The 22,973-nt window shown below is 67.2% G+C and carries 26 protein-coding genes; 17 read left to right on the top strand and 9 right to left on the bottom strand.

Going from position 1 to position 22,973, the window contains the following annotated elements; all coding sequences use genetic code 11:
- The first annotated feature begins 34 nt into the window (after window positions 1–34).
- Both ACIUM1_RS18505 and ACIUM1_RS18500 read left to right on the top strand, forming a co-directional pair.
- Entirely contained in the window at window positions 35–442 is a 408-nt protein-coding gene (locus ACIUM1_RS18505) for an ArsR/SmtB family transcription factor (protein ID WP_406814070.1), read from the top strand.
- Between the two features lie 43 nt (window positions 443–485).
- Window positions 486–689, top strand: a complete 204-nt coding sequence (locus tag ACIUM1_RS18500; protein WP_406814069.1) for a zinc transporter Slc39a7 — start codon at window positions 486–488, stop codon at window positions 687–689.
- Between the two features lie 21 nt (window positions 690–710).
- Here ACIUM1_RS18500 and ACIUM1_RS18495 read toward each other — a convergent pair whose 3' ends face one another.
- The gene (locus tag ACIUM1_RS18495) at window positions 711–1,712 is read right to left on the bottom strand and encodes an oxygenase MpaB family protein (protein ID WP_406814068.1); all 1,002 of its coding nucleotides are present in this window, start codon (window positions 1,710–1,712) and stop codon (window positions 711–713) included.
- A gap of 68 nt (window positions 1,713–1,780) precedes the next feature.
- On the opposite strand from ACIUM1_RS18495, the gene ACIUM1_RS18490 reads away from it, so the two are divergent.
- From ACIUM1_RS18490 to phoU, 5 genes are all read left to right on the top strand, one after another.
- Window positions 1,781–2,395, top strand: a complete 615-nt coding sequence (locus ACIUM1_RS18490) for a TetR/AcrR family transcriptional regulator (protein WP_406814067.1) — start codon at window positions 1,781–1,783, stop codon at window positions 2,393–2,395.
- Between the two features lie 166 nt (window positions 2,396–2,561).
- Window positions 2,562–3,584, top strand: a complete 1,023-nt coding sequence (locus ACIUM1_RS18485; protein WP_406814066.1) for an acyl-ACP desaturase — start codon at window positions 2,562–2,564, stop codon at window positions 3,582–3,584.
- A 55-nt stretch (window positions 3,585–3,639) separates the two neighbouring features.
- Window positions 3,640–4,725, top strand: coding sequence for a tRNA dihydrouridine synthase DusB (gene dusB, locus ACIUM1_RS18480; protein ID WP_406817739.1), 1,086 nt, complete (start codon window positions 3,640–3,642; stop codon window positions 4,723–4,725).
- A gap of 300 nt (window positions 4,726–5,025) precedes the next feature.
- Window positions 5,026–7,032 (top strand): LCP family protein, encoded by a 2,007-nt coding sequence (locus tag ACIUM1_RS18475; protein WP_406817738.1) that lies wholly within the window; start codon window positions 5,026–5,028, stop codon window positions 7,030–7,032.
- A 57-nt stretch (window positions 7,033–7,089) separates the two neighbouring features.
- Entirely contained in the window at window positions 7,090–7,758 is a 669-nt protein-coding gene (gene phoU, locus ACIUM1_RS18470) for a phosphate signaling complex protein PhoU (protein WP_406814065.1), read from the top strand.
- Between the two features lie 20 nt (window positions 7,759–7,778).
- Here the strand turns inward: phoU and pstB are convergent, their stop codons facing one another.
- The 6 genes from pstB to ACIUM1_RS18440 all read right to left on the bottom strand — a co-directional run bounded on the left by pstB (window position 7,779) and on the right by ACIUM1_RS18440 (window position 13,585).
- Window positions 7,779–8,555 (bottom strand): phosphate ABC transporter ATP-binding protein PstB, encoded by a 777-nt coding sequence (gene pstB / locus ACIUM1_RS18465; RefSeq protein WP_406814064.1) that lies wholly within the window; start codon window positions 8,553–8,555, stop codon window positions 7,779–7,781.
- 13 nt (window positions 8,556–8,568) lie between these two features.
- On the bottom strand, window positions 8,569–9,483 hold the full coding sequence (pstA, locus tag ACIUM1_RS18460; RefSeq protein ID WP_406814063.1) for a phosphate ABC transporter permease PstA: 915 nt from the start codon (window positions 9,481–9,483) through the stop codon (window positions 8,569–8,571).
- Window positions 9,480–10,523 carry a phosphate ABC transporter permease subunit PstC gene (pstC, locus tag ACIUM1_RS18455; protein ID WP_406814062.1) on the bottom strand — a complete coding sequence of 348 codons (1,044 nt, stop codon included), beginning with the start codon at window positions 10,521–10,523 and terminating at the stop codon, window positions 9,480–9,482. Before pstC ends, pstA begins: the two co-directional genes overlap by 4 nt.
- Before the next feature lie 50 nt (window positions 10,524–10,573).
- Window positions 10,574–11,695: a phosphate ABC transporter substrate-binding protein PstS gene (pstS, locus tag ACIUM1_RS18450; RefSeq protein ID WP_406814061.1), complete on the bottom strand. Its 1,122-nt coding sequence runs from the start codon at window positions 11,693–11,695 to the stop codon at window positions 10,574–10,576.
- Between the two features lie 166 nt (window positions 11,696–11,861).
- The gene (mshD, locus tag ACIUM1_RS18445; protein WP_406814060.1) at window positions 11,862–12,809 is read right to left on the bottom strand and encodes a mycothiol synthase; all 948 of its coding nucleotides are present in this window, start codon (window positions 12,807–12,809) and stop codon (window positions 11,862–11,864) included.
- Window positions 12,806–13,585, bottom strand: a complete 780-nt coding sequence (locus ACIUM1_RS18440) for a winged-helix domain-containing protein (RefSeq protein WP_406814059.1) — start codon at window positions 13,583–13,585, stop codon at window positions 12,806–12,808. The genes mshD and ACIUM1_RS18440 overlap by 4 nt, the downstream gene beginning before the upstream one ends.
- 177 nt (window positions 13,586–13,762) lie before the next feature.
- Between ACIUM1_RS18440 and lmeA the strand changes: the two genes are divergently transcribed.
- From lmeA to ACIUM1_RS18405, 7 genes are all read left to right on the top strand, one after another.
- Window positions 13,763–14,575 (top strand): mannan chain length control protein LmeA, encoded by an 813-nt coding sequence (gene lmeA / locus ACIUM1_RS18435; RefSeq protein ID WP_406817737.1) that lies wholly within the window; start codon window positions 13,763–13,765, stop codon window positions 14,573–14,575.
- A gap of 91 nt (window positions 14,576–14,666) precedes the next feature.
- Window positions 14,667–15,086 (top strand): thioredoxin family protein, encoded by a 420-nt coding sequence (locus tag ACIUM1_RS18430; protein ID WP_406814058.1) that lies wholly within the window; start codon window positions 14,667–14,669, stop codon window positions 15,084–15,086.
- A gap of 50 nt (window positions 15,087–15,136) precedes the next feature.
- Window positions 15,137–15,205 (top strand): putative leader peptide, encoded by a 69-nt coding sequence (locus tag ACIUM1_RS18425; protein WP_406817736.1) that lies wholly within the window; start codon window positions 15,137–15,139, stop codon window positions 15,203–15,205.
- A 105-nt stretch (window positions 15,206–15,310) separates the two neighbouring features.
- Complete coding sequence (locus tag ACIUM1_RS18420; protein WP_406814057.1) at window positions 15,311–15,781, top strand: DUF4395 domain-containing protein; 471 nt, start codon at window positions 15,311–15,313, stop codon at window positions 15,779–15,781.
- Window positions 15,782–15,817: 36 nt separating this feature from the next.
- Window positions 15,818–16,651: a sulfurtransferase gene (locus ACIUM1_RS18415; protein ID WP_406814056.1), complete on the top strand. Its 834-nt coding sequence runs from the start codon at window positions 15,818–15,820 to the stop codon at window positions 16,649–16,651.
- Window position 16,652: 1 nt separating this feature from the next.
- Complete coding sequence (locus ACIUM1_RS18410; RefSeq protein WP_406814055.1) at window positions 16,653–16,955, top strand: DUF1416 domain-containing protein; 303 nt, start codon at window positions 16,653–16,655, stop codon at window positions 16,953–16,955.
- Window positions 16,956–17,101: 146 nt separating this feature from the next.
- Window positions 17,102–17,764 (top strand): FABP family protein, encoded by a 663-nt coding sequence (locus ACIUM1_RS18405; RefSeq protein ID WP_406814054.1) that lies wholly within the window; start codon window positions 17,102–17,104, stop codon window positions 17,762–17,764.
- Between the two features lie 268 nt (window positions 17,765–18,032).
- Here the strand turns inward: ACIUM1_RS18405 and ACIUM1_RS18400 are convergent, their stop codons facing one another.
- Window positions 18,033–18,902, bottom strand: coding sequence for an aminodeoxychorismate lyase (locus ACIUM1_RS18400; RefSeq protein ID WP_406817735.1), 870 nt, complete (start codon window positions 18,900–18,902; stop codon window positions 18,033–18,035).
- A gap of 109 nt (window positions 18,903–19,011) precedes the next feature.
- Between ACIUM1_RS18400 and ACIUM1_RS18395 the strand changes: the two genes are divergently transcribed.
- Together ACIUM1_RS18395 and ACIUM1_RS18390 are read left to right on the top strand one after the other, a co-directional pair.
- Window positions 19,012–20,106, top strand: a complete 1,095-nt coding sequence (locus ACIUM1_RS18395; RefSeq protein ID WP_406814053.1) for a YgfZ/GcvT domain-containing protein — start codon at window positions 19,012–19,014, stop codon at window positions 20,104–20,106.
- A gap of 146 nt (window positions 20,107–20,252) precedes the next feature.
- Window positions 20,253–20,438 (top strand): DUF3073 domain-containing protein, encoded by a 186-nt coding sequence (locus ACIUM1_RS18390; protein WP_406814052.1) that lies wholly within the window; start codon window positions 20,253–20,255, stop codon window positions 20,436–20,438.
- A 68-nt stretch (window positions 20,439–20,506) separates the two neighbouring features.
- Here ACIUM1_RS18390 and purM read toward each other — a convergent pair whose 3' ends face one another.
- The gene (gene purM / locus ACIUM1_RS18385; protein ID WP_406814051.1) at window positions 20,507–21,601 is read right to left on the bottom strand and encodes a phosphoribosylformylglycinamidine cyclo-ligase; all 1,095 of its coding nucleotides are present in this window, start codon (window positions 21,599–21,601) and stop codon (window positions 20,507–20,509) included.
- A 313-nt stretch (window positions 21,602–21,914) separates the two neighbouring features.
- Between purM and ACIUM1_RS18380 the strand changes: the two genes are divergently transcribed.
- A complete protein-coding gene (locus tag ACIUM1_RS18380; RefSeq protein ID WP_406814050.1) occupies window positions 21,915–22,967 on the top strand; it encodes an IS30 family transposase in 1,053 nt (350 codons plus the stop codon).
- Window positions 22,968–22,973 lie beyond the last annotated feature (6 nt).

Genomic DNA, 22,973 nt, shown 5'->3' with positions numbered 1-22,973 from the left:
GGCAGCAGAACCGGCCGCGGACTAATATTTGCGTATGCATGCAGATAATGGCAGAGGCCGGCTGCCTGACGACCAGGCCAACCTGGTGGTCGAGGTGTTCCGGATGCTGGCCGATGCCACGCGTGTGCAGGTGCTCTGGTCGTTGACCGATCACGAGATGTCGGTGAACGAACTCGCCGAGCACGTGGGCAAGCCGGCTCCGTCGGTTTCCCAGCACCTCGCGAAGTTGCGGATGGCACGCCTGGTCCGCACCCGCCGGGAGGGCACGACGATTTTCTACAGCCTGGAAAACGACCACGTCCGCCAGCTCGTCACCGATGCGGTCTTCAACGCCGAGCACGCCGGCCCCGGGATGCCCGGTCACCACCGCGGCGACCGCGGGCTCAAGGCCGTCGCCGACTCGTCCCGTCCGCCGAATCGGCGGCGCAGCTCCGGCCGCTGAGCGATGAACAGCCACAAGGAATTTCACGAAGGAGAGAACACCCATGAGCGAACAGCACACCCACGATGAGCCGCACGCGCACCAGCATCAGCACGGCGATGTGACGCACGCTCATCCGCACACCACCCACGAGCACGACCACGTCGAGCACGAACACTCGCATGCGCATGCCGACGGGACCGAACACAGCCATCAGCACGTGCATCAGGCGGGCCTGGAAGAAGTTCACGGTCACGCCCACGCGTAACGCGACCGGCGCCCGGCTGGTTCAGGACACTATCGGGCAGTAATGCTTGGGGTTGCCGCGTTCGTCTTCGGGCGGCAGGTTGCGCGCCGGGGTTTGCACCAGTGGCGTATCCAGCGGGATCCGCCCGCTGGCGCGGTCCAAGCCGGCCCGGGCCCGCGGATGCTTGCGGAATCGGCTGGGCACCAGGGCGAACACCCCGCGAACGAGGTCGCCGAAGCGCCGGTGCAGCCATTCGTCGCGGCCTGACCAGCGGTAGCCCATCAGCTCCCGCACCGGCGGGTCATAGAGGCCGACCGTCACCCAGACGAAGAACGGCGCCAGCAGTTTGCGTTGCGCCGCCCAGAGCGGATCCGGAATCCATTGCGCGAAAGGCGGTTTCGGCAGTTCGCTCAGATCGAGTACGGCCCGGGCCGCCCAGTTGTTCTCCAGCACGTTGCGGCACATGTGGTCCCAATAGACCTGGAATTCCTCCCAGGAAGCCGGCACCGGCCGCATGCTCATGCCGTACATCCGGTACCACTCGACGTGTTCGTCGAACAGCTGCCGCTTCTGCTCCTCGGTGATGCCCCCGCAGAATCGTTCGGCCACATGGATGGTGCCCATAAAGAAGGTGGAGTGCGCCCAGTAGAAGACGTCGGGGTTCAACGCGTGGTAGCGCCGGCCCTGTTCGTCGACCCCCTTGATATCGGTGTGGTAGTCGCGGACCTCGGCACCGGTGGTTGGGGCGCGGTCCCCGTCGAACACGACTCCCCCGATGGGGTACAGCGAACGCAGCAGCCGCGGCCAGCGCTCGCGGAAGAAGGTGGAGTGATCGATGACCGCCGCGCCCAACTGCGGGTGCATGTTCTGCATCGAACCCGCCCACGGTCCCTGCAGCATGCCCCGCCAGTCCCCGAAATATCGCCAGGTCAGGGAGTCGGGCCCCAGCGGCGCCGGCGGCGCGTCGTACCCCGCCGGTGAGACTGGACAGCCGGCCGCGACGTCGCTGGTCAGCGGGCGCGATGCGGACGTATCTTGAGTCACTATCGGATCCCTGTAGGTATCGTGAAATTTTGACTACAACCGTTGTCAACTCAGAGCTTAGGAGCGATGTGCAGACGGGTCAACGACGGGGACGCTGGACCGGCGTCCCGCTGGAGAGTCGCCTCGCGCTTCGCCGTGACAACCTCATCGGCGCCGGCGTGCAGTTACTCGGCAGCCCCGGCGGCCCGGCCCTGACCGTGCGCGCGGTCTGCCGTGCGGCCGCGCTGACCGAACGCTATTTCTACGAAAGCTTCGCCGACCGTGACGACTTCGTGCGCGCGGTCTATGACGATGTCTGCACGCGCGCCATGACCACCCTGACGTCGGCGACGACCCCGCGGGAAGCCGTCGAGCGCTTCGTCGAGCTGATGGTCGACGACCCGGTCCGGGGACGCGTGCTGTTGCTGGCGCCGGCGGTGGAGCCGGTTCTGACCCGCTCCGGCGCGGAGTGGATGCCCAATTTCATCGATCTCTTGCAGCGCAAGCTGTCCCGGATCGGCGATGCCGTCCTGCAGAAGATGATCGCCACCAGCCTGGTGGGCGGGCTGTCCAGCCTGTTCACCGCCTATCTGCACGGACAGCTGGGCGCCACTCGCAAACAGTTCATCGATTACTGCATCAACATGCTCTACATCACCGCCGCGCCCTACGTCTCCGCCGGCGAACTCGGCAACTCGCAGTAGCGAGTGCGTTTCCAATCTCGCCGCATCGGCAAGCCGTACAGCTAGACCTCTCAACCGCGATACCGGCATCAAAACGTCACCTGGCGCGCCGGGCGAGAAACTTGATGCTACTGAAGTACACAGATATATTGACTGCTACCCATCGACACAGATAACTGGAGGACGTATGTCAGCCGAGCTGACAAACCTACAGCTGCTGCACGAACTCGAGCCGTTCGTCGAGAAATACCTGAACCGGCACGAGAGTATGCACAAGGACTGGAACCCGCACGACTACATCCCGTGGTCGGACGGAAAGAACTTCTACGCGCTCGGTGGGCAGGACTGGGAGCCCGGCCAGTCCAAGCTCTCCGACGTCGCCCAGGTAGCGATGGTGCAGAACCTGATGACGGAGGACAACCTGCCGTCGTATCACCGCGAGATCGCGATGAACTTCGGCCTGGACGGCGCCTGGGGCCAGTGGGTCAACCGGTGGACCGCCGAGGAGAACCGGCACGGCATCGCGCTGCGCGACTACCTGGTGGTGACCCGCGCCGTCGACCCGGTCGAGCTGGAGAAGCTGCGCATCGAGGTGGTGAACCGCGGCTTCAGCCCCGGCCAGAACCACCAGGTTCGGGCCGACCTGTTCGCCGAGAGCCTGTTCGACTCGGTCATCTACGTGACGTTCCAGGAGCTGGCCACCCGGATTTCGCACCGCAACACCGGCAAGGCCTGCAACGAGACGATCGCCGATCAGCTGCTGGCCAAGATCTCGGCCGACGAGAACCTGCACATGATCTTCTACCGGGATGTCAGCGAAGCCGGCTTCGAGGCTTCGCCGAATCAGGCGATGAGGTCGCTGCACAAGGTGCTGCGCAACTTTCAGATGCCCGGCTACCAGGTCCCCGAGTTCCGCCGCAAGGCCGTCGTCATCGCCGTGGGCGGCGTGTACGACCCGCGCATTCACCTCGACGACGTGGTCATGCCGGTGTTGAAGAAATGGCGCATCTTCGAGCGCGAAGACTTCACCGGCGAAGCCGCCGCGATGCGCGACGACCTGGGCGTGCTGATCAAGGAGCTCGAGCAGACCTGCGAGAAGTTCGAGGTCTCCAAGCAGCGTCAGCTCGACCGGGAAGCCCGCACCGGCAAGCGGACCACCGCATTTGAGCTGCACCAGACCGCGGGCACGCTGACCATGAGCCGGCGGTAACCAAGCGGTGCGCATCGGTTCCATCGAGCTCGCCAGCCCGGTGGTGTTGGCGCCGATGGCGGGGGTGACAAACGTCGCGTTCCGGACGCTGTGCCGCGAACTGGAGCAAGCCACGGTCGGTACCGTCAGCGGGCTCTACGTCTGCGAGATGGTCACGGCGCGAGCGCTCGTCGAGCGTCATCCGGCAACCATGCACATGACCACATTCGCCCCCGACGAGTCGCCGCGGTCGCTGCAGCTCTACACCGTCGACCCCGCCACCACGTACGCGGCCGCGAAGATGATCGCCGACGAAGGCCTGGCCGACCACATCGACATGAACTTCGGCTGCCCGGTGCCCAAGGTGACCAAGCGCGGCGGCGGATCGGCGCTGCCGTACAAGCGGCGGCTGTTCGGTCAGATCGTCGCCGCGGCGGTGCGTGGCACCGAGGGCACCCCGATACCGGTGACCGTCAAGTTCCGCATCGGCATCGACGACGAGCACCACACCCACCTCGACGCCGGCCGCATCGCCGAGGCCGAGGGCGCCGCCGCGGTCGCGTTGCACGCCCGCACGGCGGCGCAGCGCTACTCCGGCACCGCCGACTGGGACCAGATCGGCGCGCTCAAGCAGCACGTGACGACCATCCCGGTCCTGGGCAACGGCGACATCTATGACGCCAGCGACGCCCTGGCGATGATGGCGAAGACCGGCTGCGACGGCGTCGTCATCGGCCGCGGCTGCCTGGGCCGGCCCTGGCTGTTCGCCGAGCTGTCGGCCGCGTTCACCGGCAGCCCCGCGCCCACGCCGCCGACGCTGGGCGAGGTCGCCGACATCGTCCGGCGGCACGGGCAGCTGCTGGCCGCGCACTTCGGCGAGGACAAGGGCATGCGCGACATCCGCAAGCACATCGGCTGGTACCTGCACGGCTTTCCGGCCGGATCCGAGCTGCGCCGGGCGCTGGCGATGGTCAAGACGCTCGACGAGCTGGACTCGCTACTCGACCGGCTGGATGGCGCGGTGCCGTTCCCGGACGAGGCGGCGGGCCCCCGCGGCCGGCAGGGTTCACCGGCCCGGGTGGTGCTGCCGGAAGGTTGGCTGACCGACCCGGATGACTGCACAGTGCCCGCCGGCGCCGACGTTATGCACTCCGGGGGCTGAGTCGACGACTCCAAATCGCGTCTGGACCAATAACTCAGTACGATGTGGGCTTTGTTGCATGGCTTGGTTGGCGGATGGATATTGGTGCCGCTGTACCGGCTGCAACAGGAAGTGGTTGGCACCAGCCGCAGCGCCCGCATCGCGGCGCTGCGCTGACATTACGCACGGACACGCTGACGTCTGCAGCAGAGCTTCGGAGGCCGGTACGACATGAGTGACGCCGAGAGCGACGCCACTCGTAACGGTAGGCACGGCCCGGGCGGGGCGCACGCCCGCCCCATCGCGCCGGAACCGACGCCGTTGGGCGCCGCTCCCTGGGAGCGGTTCTTCGAACCCCCGGCCGGCGACAACCTCCACCGGTGGCAGCCCGACGTCGAGATCGAGCCCGTCGCGCCACCTGAGGACGAACCCGAACAGGGCGGGTCCCACACCGGCGGCGGCATCAGCGTCGCCGACCTGATCGCCAAGATCGGTGCCCCCAGCCGGCCCGTCCACCATCGTGCGGCTCCGGAGGAGGATCCGGAGGTCGAGCCGTTCGACGCCGAGCCGGGCCTGCCGATCGAGCTGCAACAAACGCAGGTGATCGACGACCTGGCCTACTCCCTGGACGCGGTCGCCGAGCTCCGGGCCCTCGAGGCCGCCGACTATCCGACCAACGACTATCCGACCGACGACGACCCGAACGACGGGCGCCCCGACGACCTGGCGCAAGGCACCCGCGCCGAAGAACCCGAACGCCGGCGCCGCCGACCGCTGCTGGTGGCCGCGCGGTCGACGGCTGCCCTGGCCGCCGTGCTGGCCCTGGCCATGACCGGCGCGGCATGGCAATGGAGCGCGTCGAAGAACGCGCGGCTCAACAACGTCAGCGCGCTGGACCGCAACTCCAGCGACATCCGCGACCCGGGCGGGCAGTACGGCGACGAGGACTTCTTGATCGTCGGCCTCGACTCGCGCTCGGGTGACAACGCCAACATGGGTGCCGGCACCACCGACGACGCCGACGGAGAACGGTCGGACTCGGTGATGCTGGTCAACATTCCGGCCAACCGCAAACGTGTGGTGGCCGTGTCGTTTCCCCGCGACCTGGCCATCACCCCGATGCAATGCGAAGCGTGGAACTCCGACACCGGCAAGTACGGGCCCCTCTACGACCCGAAGACCAAGACCTACGGTCCGAAGATGGTCTACACCGAGACCAAACTGAACTCCGCCTTCGCCTTCGGCGGCCCCAAATGCCTGGTGAAGGAAATCCAGAAACTTTCCGGCTTGAGCATCAACCACTTCATCGCCGTCGATTTCTCCGGCTTCGCGAAAATGGTCGACGCCCTCGGCGGCGTCGAGGTGTGCTCGAGCACCCCGCTGCACGACTACGAGCTCGGCACCGTCCTAGAGCACGGCGGACGCCAAGTCCTCGACGGCGCCACCGCCTTAAACTACGTGCGAGCCCGCCAGGTCACCACCGAAGTCAACGGCGACTACGGCCGGATCAAGCGCCAGCAGCTGTTCGTGTCGTCGCTGCTGCGGTCGCTGATCTCCGAGGACACCCTGCTCGACCTCAACAAGCTCAACAACGTGGTCAACATGATCATCGCCAACACCGTCGTCGACAACGTGAAGTCCAAGGACCTCGTCCAGCTGGGCCAGTCGTTGCAGGGCATGGCGGCCGGGCACGTCACGTTCGTGACCGTGCCGACCGGTGTGACCGACCAGAACGGCGACGAGCCGCCACGGATGGCCGATATGCGGGCGCTCTTCGACGCCATCATCAACGACGATCCGCTGCCCGAGGAAAACGACCAGAACGCACAGAATTTGAGCGCGTCGCCGACCACGGGGCCGTCGAGGGCGCCGACGACCAAGAAGTCGCCCGCACCGGCGCCCGAAGCGCAACACGAGCAGATCACCACGACCTCACCCAGCGGTGTGACGGTGCGGGTTTCCAACGCGACCACGCAAAGCGGCCTGGCGGCCACCGCGACCAGCCAGCTCAAGCGCGACGGCTTCAACGTGATGTCACCCGACGACTACCCGAGTTCGGTGAACACGACGACGGTGCTGTTCTCGCCGGGCAACGAAGAGGCCGCCGCAACCGTCGCCTCGTCGTTCGCCAACGCGAAAGTGCAGCGGGTTTCCGGCTACGGGCAGGTTGTGCAGGTCGTCTTGGGCCCCGACTTCAAGTCGGTGAGCTCTCCTTCGCCCAGCGGCTCATCGCTGAGCCTGCAAATCGAACGCGGTTCGAGCAATGCACCGGCCAAGCTGCCCGAGGACCTCACCGTCACCAACGCGGCCGACACCACCTGCGAGTAACCACTTTCGACGGCGCTCCGCCGCCCGTTTCGCGCGCCGAGACCGTACGCTTGGTGCATGCGAACCGCCTACCACGAGCAGCTCGCGGAGTTGTCCGAGCGCCTCGGCGAGATGTGCGGCTTGGCAGGAATCGCCATGGAGCGGGCCACCCAGGCGCTGCTGCAGGCCGACTTGGTGCTGGCCGAACAAGTCATCTCCGATCACGAAGCCATCGCCGCGCTGAGCGCGCAGGCCGAAGAAAGCGCCTTTGTGCTGCTGGCATTACAGGCACCGGTCGCCGGCGATCTGCGGGCCATTGTGAGTGCCATTCAGATGGTGGCCGACATCGACCGGATGGGTGCGCTGGCGCTGCACGTCGCCAAGATCGCCCGTCGCCGCCATCCTCAACACGCGCTGCCCGAAGAGGTCAATGGCTATTTCGCCGAAATGGGCAGCATCGCAGTCGAATTGGGCAACAGCGCCCAAGAGGTGGTGTTGTCGCGCGACCCGGAGAAGGCCGCCCGGATTCGCGAAGAAGACGACGCCATGGACGATTTGCACCGGCATCTGTTCTCGGTGCTGATGGACCGCGAATGGAAGCACGGCGTCGCCGCGGCAGTCGACGTGACGTTGCTGGGCCGGTTCTACGAGCGATTCGCCGACCACGCCGTCGAGGTGGCCCGGCGGGTCATCTTCCAGGCCACCGGCCGGCTGCCCGACGAAGACGCGAAACCCGCCTCGCACTAAGCGCTTCGCGTGGCGTCGGGCTAGCCGAAGCGGCCGGAGATGTAGTCCTCGGTCGCCTTCTGGCTCGGGTTGGAGAAGATCTTCTCGGTGTCGTCGACTTCGATCAACCGCCCCGGTTTCCCGACCGCTTCCAGGTTGAAAAACGCCGTGTAGTCGCTGACCCGGGCCGCCTGCTGCATGTTGTGGGTGACGATGACGATGGTGTAGTCCTGCTTGAGTTCGCTGATCAACTCCTCGATGGCCATCGTCGAGATCGGGTCGAGCGCCGAACACGGCTCATCCATCAGCAGCACATCGGGCTGCACGGCGATGGCCCGGGCGATGCACAGGCGCTGCTGTTGCCCGCCGGACAGTCCGCCGCCGGGCCTGTCCAGCCGGTTCTTGACCTCATCCCACAGGTTGGCCCCGCGCAGCGAATACTCGGCCGTCTCATCGAGAACCTTGCGATTGCGCACGCCCTGCAACTTCAGGCCGGCCACCACATTGTCACGGATTGACATGGCGGGGAACGGGTTCGGCCGCTGAAATACCATCCCGATGGCCCGGCGCACGCCGACCGGGTCGACGCCGGCGCCATAGATGTCTTCGTCGTCGAGCAGCACGCTGCCCTCGACCCGCCCGCCGGGCACCACCTCGTGCATCCGGTTGAGCGTGCGCAACACCGTCGTTTTGCCGCAGCCCGACGGGCCGATGAACGCCGTCACGCTGCGGGGCAGAACCGATAGCGTCACATCCGCGACCGCGTGAAACGATCCGTAGTAGATGTTGACGCCCTTGAGGTCCAACCGTTTGGCCACTTAGTGCTCCTGCCTATGACTTCCCGACGCCCATGAATTTCGCTATGACCCGGGCCGCGATGTTGATGGTGGCGATCACCAGGATGAGGGTTAGTGCCGCACCCCACAACCGCTCCGTGGGGATGGGGTTGAGGCCGGCGCCGGCCGTCGTCTGGTTGAACATCATGCCGGGCAACGTCCCCATGAACCCGCTGAAGATATTGAAGTTCATCGATTGCGCGTAACCGACCAGGATCAGCAGCGGCGCCGTCTCCCCCATCACTCTGGCCATCGCCAGCAGTATCCCGGTGACGATGCCGGACAGCCCGGTGGGGATGACCACCCGGGCAATGGTTTTCCACTTGGTGATGCCCAGCGCGTAGCTGGCCTCGCGAAGATCCACCGGGACGATCCGCAGCATCTCCTCGGTGGCGCGCACGATCACCGGCAGCATCAGCAAGACCAGCGCCAGCGACACCGCGAACTCCGACCGGGGAAGGCCCAGCGTGGCCACGCACAACGCATAGATGAACAGCGCCGCCACAATTGACGGCACACCGCTGAGGATGTCGACCATGAACGAGGCCAATCTGCCCAGCGCCGTGCCGCCGCCGTACTCGACCAGATAGATCGCCACCATCAGCCCGAGCGGAACCGAGATGAGGGCGCATACCAGTCCCTGCAGCACTGTGCCGACCAGCGCGTGGTAGGCGCCACCCCCGGTCACGAACGCCGTCATCCCGGCTTGCGAGTGCCACCACCATACCGTTGACGTAACCGCTTTGAAGCCCTTGACGACCACCGACCACAACACCATCACCAACGGGGTCACCGCGACCAGCAACGACACTGAAACTAGCAGTGTCGCAACATAATTCGACATGCGACGGCGCCAGCTGACCGGCGAGAACGTCCGCGGCTTGAGCGGGCGGTCCAGCATCGAGGTCATCGGGCTCCCTTTCGCCCCGCCCCGGCGACGGTGCCTCGCGCCAGGGCGTCGACCAGGAAGGTGAGCACGAAAAGCGTCAGTCCCGCGGCGATGTAGGCGCCGGCCTTGTACCGGTCATCGAATTCGGCCGCGGCTCCGGCGATCTTGGTCGCGAAGGTGGAGCCGCCATCGAACAGCGACCAGCCGAACGCTGACTGGGTGCCCCGCAGGATGATCAGCAGCGCCACCGTCTCTCCGAGGGCGCGGCCCAGCCCCAGCATCGAGCCGCTGATGTAGCCGGACCGCCCGAACGGCAGCGTGACCGTCTTGACCACTTCCCAACGCGTGGCGCCGAGGGCCAGCATCGCCTCGATCTGATCCTGCGGTGTCTGTACGAACACTTCGCGCGTGACCGCGGTGATGATCGGCAGGATCATCACCGCCAGGACGATGCCGCCGGTGAAGATGGTGCCGCCGCCGGCGGGCGACGCATCGCCGCTAGCGAACAGAAAACACCAGCCCAGGGAACGATTGAGCCAGGTGGCGACGGGCAGCAGCTGCGGCGCCAACACGTACAAACCCCACGCCCCGTAGATGATCGACGGCACCGCGGCCAGCAGATCGACCGAGTAGGCCAGCGGAGTGGCGACCCGCCGCGGCGCGTACTGGGTGATGAAGATGGCCACGCCCAGCGCGACCGGCATCGCCAGAATCAACGCGAACAGCGACACGAACAGGGTGACCGGCACCAGGCTGGCGATGCCGAAATGCATCGCCGAGGTGTCCGTAGTGACCCATACACCGCCGTAGCTGAAGAAGTTCTCCTGATTACGGTGCAGCGCCGGTATCGCGCGTCCGAGCAGGAACGCGGCGATCGCGGCGATGACCACGACGATGAACACGCCCGACGACCGCGCGAGCCAGCGGAAGATCCGGTCCGCCACATGGGGCCGCCCCTCCCCCCAGGGGCTGGTGGGCAGGGCCTGCTTCTCCGGGAACGGCGCGGCGACAACCGCACCCGAACCCGCGTCGATGGGATTTGGTCCCGACAACCCCGTCACTGTGATCCCGTCACAGTTCTGCTGCGCTCCTTGAAACCCGATTCACTCACTTACTGCATCGCATCGATAGCCGTAACCAGTCGTTCCCTGACCCTAGCGGGCAGCGGGACGTAGCCCGCCTTGGCAAGTTCGCCCTGCGCGCTGCCGGCGGATATGGCCAGGAACGATTTCACCGCCGCGGACGTCTGGGCGTCGTAACCCTTCGAGCACACGATCTCATAACTGACCAGCACCAACGGGTATACGCCCGGCTCCTCGGAGCTGTACATGGCGTTGAGGTCAAGCACCAGGTCATCACCCTCGGCCAGGAATTTGGCTGCATTCACGGCGTTTCCGGCCGTGTCGTCGGTCAGCGGAATCACACCACCGCGGGTAGCTATTTTGGCGTAGGGCATGCCGGCCTGGTCGGCGAAGCCCTTCTCGACGTAACCGACGGCACCCGGGGTGGCCCGCACCGCCTGTACGACGCCTGCCGACTTCGCGGCGCCCTCGCCGACGCCGCCCTGAAACTCCGTGCCGACCCCTTTCGACCAGCTCTGCGGAGCGGCCGCGGTCAGATACTTCTGGACGTTGTCGGTGGTGCCCGACGAGTCGGTCCGGTAGATCGGCGTGATCTTGGTGTCGGGCAGCGCCGTACCCGGATTCAGGGCGGCCAGGATCGGGTCGTTCCAGGCGGTGATCCTGCCGGTGAAGATCTTGGCCAGTGCGTCACTGTTGACCACCAGCGGCGGATTGCCGGGCAGGTTGTAGACCATCCCGATGGGGCCGAACACCAGCGGCAGGTCCCACGCCGGGTTCCCGTCGCAGCGCTTGGTGGCGGGGCCGATCTGGTCGGCGAGCAACGGAGAGTCCGCACCCGCGAAATCGACATGGCCGGCGATGAACTGCTCGCGGCCGGCGCCCGACCCGGTCGGGTTATAGGCCAGTGCCTTGCCCGGGCAGTACTGGCCCCACACCTGGTTGAAGACGGTGATCGCGTTTTGCTGAGCGGTCGAGCCCTCCGCAGTCAGCTTGTCCTTGCCGCCGCAGCCCGCCGTTCCGGTGATGCCGGAGCTGGGCGCGGGGGCGCCGCGGGGGTTTTCGTCGCTACCGCAGGCGGTCAGCGCCCCAGCCCCGAGCACCGCCACCAACGCGGTGGCGGCCAGCGCCCTGCCGTGCCTGTGCAACCTCACCGATCTCGCTTTCCTGACCCGTTCCGGACGCATGTCGGCGCCGCTGCCCGTCTGTGATGTGAGGTGGCCAGGTGGCGGCGCAACATGCGCCGACGCAGCCCACTGCACCGTCTTGGCGGCCAGGACCCAGATTAACGATCTGGGTAGATGCGGCTTGTAGGAGCGGTCAGTTGGCCGCGGGAACGACCGCGTATGCGGTGTCGACGCTGTAGGTGGTGAAGCCCAGGCGCTGGTAGGTGCGCACCGCGGCGACGTTGTCCGATTCCACGTAGAGCAGCACGGTCGGGTCGGCGGCGTCGGCCAGCCGCCGCCCCAGCCAGTCGATGCCGACGGCGGTCAACGCCTGCCCCAGGCCGCGGCCCTGCGCAGCGGGGTCGACGCCCACGACGTACACCTCGCCGAGCCCGGGCCGATCGAGGTGCACCTTGGTCCAGTGGAATCCGAGCAGCGCGCCGGGCCGATCACTGCCGGCGTCGGCGAAAGCGAGGAACAGGCCCGCCGGGTCGAACCAAGGTTCGTTGCGGCGCTCCGCCAGCTCGACCTCCGTCCAACCACCCTGTTCGGGATGGTAGGCGAACGCTGCATTGTTGACCCGCAGCAGCTCGGCGTCGTCGGCGGCGCCCGCATACGTGCGGATCGTCACCCCGGGCACCGGCGGCACCGTGTCGGGCAGACCGCGCAGCGAGCGTCGCATCTGGATCAGCTCCCGCACCGGGGCCAGGCCCAGCGCGGATGCGGTCGCGCGGGCCGGCTCAAGCGTGCCGTGCGCCCAAAACCGGTTGCCTGCACCGGTTTTGGCTAACGCCGCGCGCGCCAGCATGGTCCCGACACCGCGCCGACGCGCCCGCGGGTGCACCACCAGCTCAGCCATCCCGGTCTGCCCGTCGCGCGGCGGGCTCAAGTTGAGGTATCCGACGATCGCGTTGGCGGACGTGGTGGCCCCCAAGGTCGTTTCCGTGATGAGCAGATGCTCGGTACGGCCGTGCCCCAGCTCGCGCAGTACCTGCTCGCCAACCGGCGCGACTCCGTCGGATTCGGTTGCCGCAGCGACAAGTTCGCGCACGCCCTGCTGCTCTTCGAGGGTCAGCGTCCGGCGCCAGTCAGGCGACGTCACTGCGTGTGCAACGGATCGACCAACGGATCTTGGGCGTCCTGCGATTCGGTTTCGGATTCGGATTCCGCGCCGTCGGCGTCGTCGGGCTCGGCGACCGGGGTGCGGCCCCGCGCCGGGCGGACGGCCTTGTAGCCCACGTTGCGTACCGTGCCGATCAGCGCCTCGTACTCGGGACCGAGTTTGGCCCGCAGGCGGCGCACGTGCACGTCGACCGTGCGGGTGCCGCCGAAGAAGTCGTATCCCCACACCTCGTGCAGCAGCTGCGCGCGGGTGAACACCCGCCCGGCGTGCTGAGCCAGGTATTTCAGCAACTCGAATTCTTTGTAGGTGAGATCCAGCGGGCGGCCCCGCAGCCGAGCCGTGTAGGTGCCTTCGTCGATCACCAACTCGCCCAGGCTGACCTTGCCGGCGCTCTCCTGGTCCGCGAGTCCGCCGCGGCGGCCGACCACCAGCCGCAGCCGCGCGTCGACCTCCGCGGGGCCGGTGGTGGGCAGCAGTATTTCGTCCAGGCCCCAGTCCGAGCTGACGGCCACCAGGCCGCCCTCGCTCACCACCGCCAGCACCGGAACCGACCGGCCCGCCGTGCTCAACAGGCGGCACAGTCCGCGCGCCGACGACAAGTCGGTGCGGGCATCGACGATCACGGCGTCCGCGGTCCCGGCCTCGAGCAACGAAGAGGGTTCCGATGGCGCCGTCCGGACGCTATGCGGAAGCAGGGACAACGACGGCAGGACCGGGTCGGGATGAAGCTCCGAGGTCAGCAGTAGTAGCTCCAACTAGCCCCTCCAGGTCGGGGGAACGGCATCTCCCAATTTCACGACGCCATTAAGCGTTTGTTACCAGGTCATCTAACGATAACGTGTCACCTGGCTTTTTCGCGTGGCGGAGGAGCCGGTGTGAGCCTCGGCACGACCTATCCGGCGGTGACCCGCTCCGCGGCATTGGGCCACAATATGCGGGTGCGCAAGGTGCTGATCGCTCTGACCGCGACGGCGATCCTGGTTGCGGTGATCGCCCTCGGCGCGGTCGGCTTCGACTACGGGACCAGCATCTATGCCGAATACCGGCTGTCGTCCAGCGTCCGTAAAGCGGCCAAGCTGGGCACCGACCCGTTCGTGGCCATCGTGGCGTTTCCTTTCATTCCGCAGGCGCTGCGGGGCAACTACAGCCAGGTGGAGATCAAGGCCAACGCCGTCAGCCACGCGATGACGGGCCGGGCCACCCTGGAAGCCACGATGTATTCGGTGGACCTCACCCAGGCGTCGTGGCTGATCAGTCCGGACGCCAAGCTCGCGGTGGGCAAGCTGGAGAGCCGCATCATCGTCGACTCGACGCACCTGGGCCGGTTCATGGGCATCAGCGACCTGATGGTCGAGGCACCGGCCAAGGAAACCAACACCTCCACCGGCGGTGTTACCGCGTCGGGCATATCGGACAGCCACGGGCTGGTGTTCACCGGGACACCCAAATCGGCGGGCTTCGATCGCAGGGTCAGCGTCTCGGTCGACCTCTCCATCGCCCCGGACGACCCGGCGACGCTGGTGTTCACGCCGACCGGCGTGCTCACCGGGTCGGACACCGCCAACCAGACCGTGCCGCCGGACAAGCGCGACGCCGTGCTGCACGCATTCAGCGGGCGGCTGCCCAATCAGCGGCTGCCGTTCGGTGTCGCGCCGACCACCGAGGGGGCCCGGGGATCCGACGTCATCATCGAGGGCATCACCCGCGGAGTAACCGTGACCCTCGAGGGGTTTAAGCAGTCATGACCCGCGCCGACGACGATGCAGTGGGGGCACGCCCCCTCGCCGCTACGCGGCTGGTGGTACCCCCACCCGCTTGCGGGGGAGAGCGGCGCAGATGACCATCGTCGTCGTGACCGTCGCCGTGCTCGCCGCGGCAGCCCTTGCCGGGTGGCTGTTGACCCGGCGCTCCGGGCGCATCCGGGAAATCGGTCCCCGGCCGGATCAGGACACCGACGCCGACATCGAGGCCCTGGGGCTGTCCCGCAGCGGCCCGACCGTGGTGCATTTCAGCGCCCCGTGGTGCGGTCCGTGCGATCGGGTTCGCCGGGTGGTGCAGCAGGTCTGCGACGACCTGGGGAATGTCGCGCACGTCGAGGTCGACCTGGACGCCAATCCGCAGACCGCGCGGCGATATTCGGTTCTGTCCCTGCCCACCACGCTGATCTTCGACGCCGACGGCCGGCAGCGCTTTCGGACGTCGGGAGTGCCGACCACCGCCGACCTGCGGTCCGCGCTGAAACCGCTGTTGGCCTGACCAGGGGGTCATTGGGTAAGCTGACCGACGTGTCAGCCCGCCTCGAGCCCATGCTCACCCAGCGCCGCACAGTTGACCTGTGCCGCACCGCGGGCTGTTGTTGTTGCTGTTGCTGCTGAGTAGCCGCGCGTTCGCGTAGCACTCGGAGCGGCCCGGGATCCAACACCGAGGCGCGTCTCCATTCGTCGTTTCCGTCAGCAATAGGGGTATCGAGGAGTAGTACCTTGCCGAGCAGCAACACCATCACGCAGCCTGACCTGGTCGACGTGCGTGGCCCGCGATTCGCCGCTTGGGTCACCACCGCAGTCTTGGTGGTGGCGCTCGTCGTGTCGGCGGTGAGTGCGACGGCCGCCGCGGTGATCCTGGCCGTCCAGGCCGTCATCTTCGCGATCGGCGCGGTGGGCGGGCCGCGCAGGCATCCCTACGGGCGGATCTTCGCCGCCGTGGTCGCGCCCCGACTGAGCCCGGTGCAGGATCGGGAACCGACCGCGCCGCTGAAGTTCGCCCAGCTCGTCGGCCTGATCTTTGCCGTGCTGGGAACCGCCGGGTTCGCCGCGGGCGCCGTCCCGGTCGGCGTCATCGCCACCGCGGCCGCTCTGGCGGCCGCGTTCCTCAACGCGGCCTTCGGCATCTGCCTGGGCTGCCAGCTCTACCCGCTGGTGGCCCGTTTCCGACGGCATGCCCGTCCAACCTGACCTGCTGTAACAAAAGCGATTGAAAGGATCCACTTCATGGCACGCTCCGACGTCCTGGTCTCCACCGACTGGGCTGAGAGCAATCTCGACGCCTCGGGCGTCGTCTTCGTCGAAGTCGACGAAGACACCAGCGCGTACGACGCCGGCCACATCCCGGGCGCGATCAAGCTGGACTGGCGCTCCGATTTGCAGGACCCGGTCAAACGCGACTTCGTCGACGCCCAGCAGTTCTCCAAACTGCTCAGCGAGCGGGGCATCTCCAATGACGACACCGTGATCCTCTACGGCGGAAACAACAACTGGTTCGCCGCGTACGCCTACTGGTATTTCAAGCTGTACGGCCACGACAAGGTCAAGCTGCTCGACGGCGGCCGCAAGAAGTGGGAGCTCGACGGCCGCGCGTTGTCCAGCGACACCGTCAGCAGGGCGGCGACGTCGTACACGGCGGCAGCGCCGGACAACAGCATCCGGGCGTTCCGCGACGATGTGATCGCGGCCATCAACGTCAAGAACCTGGTCGACGTGCGCTCCCCCGACGAGTTCTCCGGCAAGATCCTGGCGCCCGCGCATCTGCCGCAGGAGCAGAGCCAGCGGCCCGGTCACATCCCCGGCGCCATCAACGTGCCGTGGAGCAAGGCCGCCAACGAGGACGGCACCTTCAAGTCGGACGATGAGCTGGCCAAGCTCTACGCCGCCGCCGGCCTGGACGGAGAGAAGGAAACGATCGCCTATTGCCGCATCGGCGAGCGGTCGTCGCACACGTGGTTCGTTCTTTATGAATTGCTCGGGCATCGGAATGTGAAGAACTACGACGGCAGTTGGACGGAATACGGCTCCCTGGTGGGTGCCCCGATCGAGTTGGGAAGCTGATATGTGCTCTGCACCGAAGCAAGGACTGACGTTGCCTGCCAGCGTCGACCTGGAGAAGGAAACAGTGATCACCGGCCGCGTCGTGGACGGCGAGGGTCAGGCGGTGGGCGGCGCGTTCGTCCGCCTGCTGGACTCCTCGGACGAGTTCACCGCCGAGGTGGTGGCGTCGGCCACCGGCGACTTCCGGTTCTTCGCCGCACCGGGATCCTGGACCCTGCGCGCGCTGTCGAAGGTCGGCAACGGCGACGCGGTGGTGGCGCCGTCCGGTGCGGGCATCCACGAGGTCGACGTCAAGATCGCCTGACCCGCCAGCCGCGCCCGACGGCGTCGCCGCGGGACGAATAGACTTGTTCCCGTGGTGCTGTTCTTCGAGATCATGCTGGTGGTGGCGGTCGTGGTGATTTCATGGTTCGCCCTGTACACCCTCTATCGGCTCATCACCGACGAGTCGTGAACCCCGTCGGCGACGAACCGTTGCGTGCCGCCGGCTCGGGCGACAGGGCGGTGGCCGCAGCCGCCGAGCGCGCCAAGCTGACCGCCGGCCGCAACATCCCCTCCTACGACGACCTGCCCCTGCCCGCCGACACCGCGAACCTGCGCGAAGGCGCCAACCTGAGCGACGACTTGCTGGCGCTGCTGCCGCTGGTCGGCGTCTGGCGGGGCGAAGGCGAAGGCCGGGGACACGATGGCGACTACCGGTTCGGCCAGCAGATCGTGGTCTCGCACGACGGTGGCGACTACCTGAATTGGGAAGCCCGCTCGTGGCGGCTGAGCGAGACGGGCGAATACGAAGAACGCGGCCTGCGGGAGACGGGTTTCTGGCGTTTCGTCACCGATCCCGACGACCCCGGCGAATCCCACGCGATCGAACTGTTGTTGGCCCATTCGGCGGGCTACGTCGAACTGTTCTACGGCCGCCCGCTGAACCAGTCGTCCTGGGAGCTGGTCACCGACGCGCTGGCCCGCAGCAGGTCGGGTGTGCTGGTCGGCGGGGCCAAGCGCCTCTACGGCATCGTCGAAGGCGGCGACCTGGCCTACGTCGAGGAGCGGGTGGACGCCGACGGCGGTCTGGTGCCGCACCTTTCGGCGCGGCTGTCCCGGTTCGCGGGCTAGCCACAGGCCCTAGCCTCGCGACCTCGGAGTCCAGACATGGAGCGGCCCCCGAGCCGTATTCCTGGTTGGACAAAACCGGAAGCTCGGGGGCCGGGTGACTGCGTGGGATTCGCTAGCGCACGCATGACGCCAGCTCGTCGCAGGCAGGTGCTGCTAGCGCGCAGCCACCTCACATGTCCATGAAGCTATCAATTTCGCGGACCACCTCCTTCCTTGTGTACGACCGACCGTACCGGCGAATGAGCCAGCCGACAACAGAATTCAGCGCTCAGCGATCGCTGACGATGGCGGCGTCGACCAGTTCGGCGAATTCCGCCGCCATCGGTGACGGACGCAGGGGGCGACCATCGAGGGTGTGCACGCGGGCCGCCAACGTCATGCTGGAGATCAGCCAAACACCTTGCGCAGCAGTCAGATCCGCGACACGAAGCGCCCGGTAGTCGCAGTCATAGCCCTTGTCCCGGGCCACCTCGAACAGGGCCTGCTGGGTGGTGCCGCGCAGGATCGGATACCACGGCGGAGGTGTCAGCAGGCACGGGTGACCGTCCGGCGTCTCGGCGGCGGTGGCGATCACCACCGTCGAGCGCGGGCCCTCCAGGATGTAGCCGTCGGTGCTGACGAAGATCACGTCGCCGGCGTCCCGGCGGGCGGCATGGCGCAGGGCCGCCATGTTGACCGCGTAGGACAGGGTCTTGGCGCCGGCCAGCAGCCACGGCATCGCGTCGACCCCGGCGGCGGGTAGCCCGCGATCGAGCGTGATCGCCGCCAGCCCGCCCCGCCGGACCGCCGTCACCCGTTGTGGAACGGCGCTGACCATGACGAATGCCGTCGGCGCCGAACCGCCCTCGCGCCCGCGGCTGTAGATCAACCGCATCGCGCCCTCGTCGGCGCCGGCGGCGCACCACTGCCTGGTGGCTGCCTCGATCGCGCTTCGCCACCGCGGCAGCTCCGGTTCGGGCAGATCGGTCAACGCGGCCGACTGGGTCAGCCGCTGCAGATGCGACTCGATCAGGCAGGCTCTGCCGTCGCGGACCAACAGCGTCTCGAAGACGCCGTCGCCGCGGACCGCCGCCAGGTCGTCGGCGTGCAGCAGGGGCGCGTCCGGCGAATGCAGTTCGCCGTCCAGCGTGACGATCACACCCGTCTGGCCGGCCATGGTCGAGAAGCCTATCCAATGTCCCGCGTCCCGCGACGGTGAGCGCGGCGACGCCGGGCCGCCGGCGTGCGCCGGTCGTTAGAGTTGACTCGTGACCCGCGCTGTTCCCGCACCCGAGACCGGACCTGACGCCGGCGCCGTCTGGCATTACGGCGATCCGCTGGGCGAGCAGCGTGCCGCGGAAACCGAAGCGATTGTGGTCGACCGCTCGCACCGCGGCGTGCTCACCCTGACCGGCAACGACCGGCAGACCTGGTTGCACAGCATTTCGACGCAATTCGTCAGCGATCTCCCCGACGGCGCCAGCACGCAGAACCTCAGCCTGGACGGCCAGGGCCGCGTCGAGGATCACTGGATCCAGACCGAGCTGGCCGGCACCACCTACCTCGACACCGAACCGTGGCGGGCCGAGCCGCTGCTGGCCTACCTGCGCAAGATGGTGTTCTGGTCCGAGGTCACCCCGGCCGGAGCGGATCTGGCCGCGCTGTCGTTGCTCGGCCCGAAGCTGACGGACCAGCCGGTTCTCGATGCGCTCGGGGTGGCCGCGCTGCCCGCCGAGCTGACCGCGGTGCCGGCGGGTGAGGGCTTCGTGCGGCGCATGCCCGGCACCCCGGGCGGTCCCATCGAGCTGGACCTGCTGGTTCCGCGCGCCGCGGTCGACGACTGGCGAAATCGGTTGGCGCGGGCCGGGGTACGGCCCGGCGGGGTGTGGGCCTATGAAGCTCATCGGGTCGCGGCCGTGCGGCCCCGCCTCGGCGTCGACACCGATGAGCGCACGATTCCGCACGAGGTCGGGTGGATCGGTGGCCCCGGCGCCGGGGCCGTCCACCTGGACAAGGGCTGCTATCGCGGGCAGGAAACCGTCGCGCGGGTGCACAACCTGGGCAGGCCACCCCGGATGCTGGTGCTGCTGCACCTCGACGGGTCGGTGGATCGCCCCTCGACCGGTGATCCGGTGCTGGCGGGCGGCCGTACGGTCGGTCGCCTCGGCACGGTCGTCGACCACGTGGATCTGGGACCGATCGCGCTGGCGCTGCTCAAGCGCGGCCTGCCCGCCGACACGGAATTGGCGACCGGACCGGAAGCCGCGGTGGCTGCGGTGATCGATGTCGATTCCCTGCCTCCAACCGAACAGATCGGCGCCGGGCGGTTAGCTGTTGAACGGTTGCGGGGCGGTACGGGATAATGAACGGTAACGTCCGCCACAGCAAGCAGGGGGCGCCAACGCCCGGTGGCGGGGCACGGTAAACTGTTGGCAGGACAATACGACACCAGGAGATCGGAGCCGCCTACTTGTTAGGCCGCTCCGTTATTGCGCGAGGGGGTTCCCCCATGGGCCGCGGCCGGGCTAAGGCAAAGCAGACCAAGGTTGCTCGAGAACTCAAATACAGTTCTCCGCAGACCGACTTCCAGCGGCTTCAGCAAGAGCTGTCCGGGACGGGTTCGGACGAGTCCAGCGACCTGGACAGCGACGGATCCGACGAACCCTGGGACGATCAAGACAGCTGGCGGCGTTAGAACCCCGCGCCGGCGCCGATGCGTAAGCACGCCGGCGCCGCGTTAGTTCCGCGAAAAATCCGAGCTTTCTAAAACCTCGGGTGCTGACCGACCATCTTGGCCCGCGGGCCCTCTTTTCCGCCTTTGCCGACGGTGCCCAACACCCAGCAGTCCAGGTGCCGCGCGGTCAGGATGGCCAGGGCGCGGTCGGTGTCTTCGGGAGCGACGATGGCGATCATGCCGACGCCCATGTTGAACGTCTTTTCCATCTCTTCGCGTGTCACCCGGCCGCGCTGGGCGATCATGGCGAACACCGGCGCGGGGGTCCAGGTGCCGCGGTCCATCTCGGCGACAAGTCCCTGCGGAATGACGCGTTGCAGGTTGCCGGCCAGTCCACCGCCGGTGACGTGGCAGAAGGTGCGGACGTGGGTTTCGGCCGCGAGCGCCAGGCAGTCCTTGGCGTAGATGCGGGTGGGTTCGAGGAGCTCTTCACCGAGGGTGCGGCCGAATTCCTCCACATAGCCCTCGAGGTTCATCCGGTCGATCTCCAGGAGCACCGCGCGCGCTAGCGAATATCCGTTGGAATGCAGGCCGGACGACCCCATCGCGATGATGACGTCGCCGGGTTTGACGCGGTCGGGGCCCAGCACGTCGTCGGCCTCCACGACGCCGATGCCGGTGGCCGAGATGTCGTAGTGGTCGGGTTCCATCAAGCCGGGGTGTTCGGCCGTCTCGCCGCCCAGCAGCGCGCAGCCGGCCCGCACACACCCTTCGGCGATGCCGCTGACGATGGCGCTCAAGCGTTCCGGCACCGTGCGGCCGACCGCGATGTAGTCCTGCAGGAACAGCGGCTCGGCGCCGCACACCACCAGGTCGTCGACGACCATCGCGACCAGGTCCAGCCCGACGGTGTCGTGCTTGTCCATCGCCTGCGCGACCGCCAGCTTGGTGCCGACGCCGTCCGTGGACGCCGCGAGCAGCGGTTCGCGGTAGTCACCGCGTAGCGCGAACAGGCCGGCGAAGCCGCCCAGGCCGCCCCGCACCTCGGGTCGGGTGGCTTTGGTGGCCAGCGGCTTGAACAATTCGACGGCGCGATCGCCGGCTTCAATGTCCACCCCGGCCGACGCGTAGGTGATGCCGTGACTGCCTTGGTGGCGTCCGGGGTTCTTTCCGGGATCCGTCATCGCGATAAAGGCTACCGGGCGGCGTTGACGGCCGGTATTAAACGTCGCTGTAGGGGTGGGCGGTTTCCAGGGATCGATGCAACACATCGTCTGTGTGAGGAGTGTTGTGGGATCTCGTTTGTATCCGCCGTCGACGGTTTCTGCGTTTTGGGATCAGGTTCGCGCTGGTGTCAGTGTTGCTGAAGCCGCTGCGGTCGTGGGCGTGTCGGAGCACGCCGGGTGTTGTTGGGTCGCTCAACGTGGAGGTGTGAAGCCACGATTGAGCAAACGAGTCACTGCGGGGCCCAGGCCACGGCTAACCCAGCGTGAGCGAGTGGAGATCCAGGTCGGCGTGGGCCGCAACGAGTCGTTGCGTTCGATCGGCCGGCGGTTGGGTCGGGCGGCGTCGACGATCAAGCGGGAGCTGGACCGTACCGTGCGCAACCGCTATGACGGTCGCAAGTCGGGGTATCGGCGCAAGCAGCGCTTCGGGGCCCGCCAAAGCGGCACCACGGCCACGGTGCACTACGACGCGCTGGCCGCTGAGCGGTTGGCCGGGCAGCGGGCGCGTCGGCCCAAACCCGGCAAGCTCGGTACAGATGTCCGGTTGCGCCGGGAGGTGCAGACTCGATTGCGGTTGCGCCACAGCCCGCAGCAGATCGCGCGGCGGTTGCGGTGTGACTTTCCCGACGATCCGGAGATGTGGGTGTCACACGAGGCGATCTATCAGGCGATCTACGTACAGGGGCGGGGTGCGCTGCGCCGCGAGTTACACCAGTGCCTGCGCACCAAACGCGCACTGCGCCGCCCCCAGCATCAGCCCGGCACTCGCCGTGGCCGCATCCCAGGCATGGTCAACATCAGCCAGCGCCCACCCGAGGTCGCCGACCGCGCCGTGCCCGGGCACTGGGAAGGCGACTTGATCCTGGGCAGCACCGAATCCGGCTCGGCGATCGGCACTCTCGTGGAACGTTCCACCCGGTTTGTGATGCTGCTGTATCTGCCCGACAACCACGGCGCCCTGGCCGTGCAGAACGCCATAGTCGAAAAGATGACGGAACTGCCCGAGCACCTGCGCCGCTCGTTGACCTGGGATCAGGGCAGCGAAATGGCCAACCACATCGCCATCGCCAAAGCCACCGACATCGACATCTACTTCTGCGACCCGCACTCTCCCTGGCAACGCGGCAGCAACGAAAACACTAACGGCCTGCTGCGCCAGTACTTCCCCAAAGGCACCGACCTGTCCCTGCACGGCCCGGGCATCCTCGACAACGTCGCCGCCGAACTCAACGGCCGACCCCGCCAAACATTGGACTGGAAAACACCAGCCGAAGCACTCAACGAACTACTGTCAAAAAATCCACCTGTTGCAACGACCGCTTGAAGTCGC

The sequence above is a fragment of the Mycobacterium sp. M23085 genome (assembly GCF_045343915.1).
Classification (GTDB): Bacteria; Actinomycetota; Actinomycetes; order Mycobacteriales; family Mycobacteriaceae; genus Mycobacterium.
Note: the sequence above shows the minus strand (reverse complement) of the source record. Positions and strands in the feature narration are given on the sequence as shown.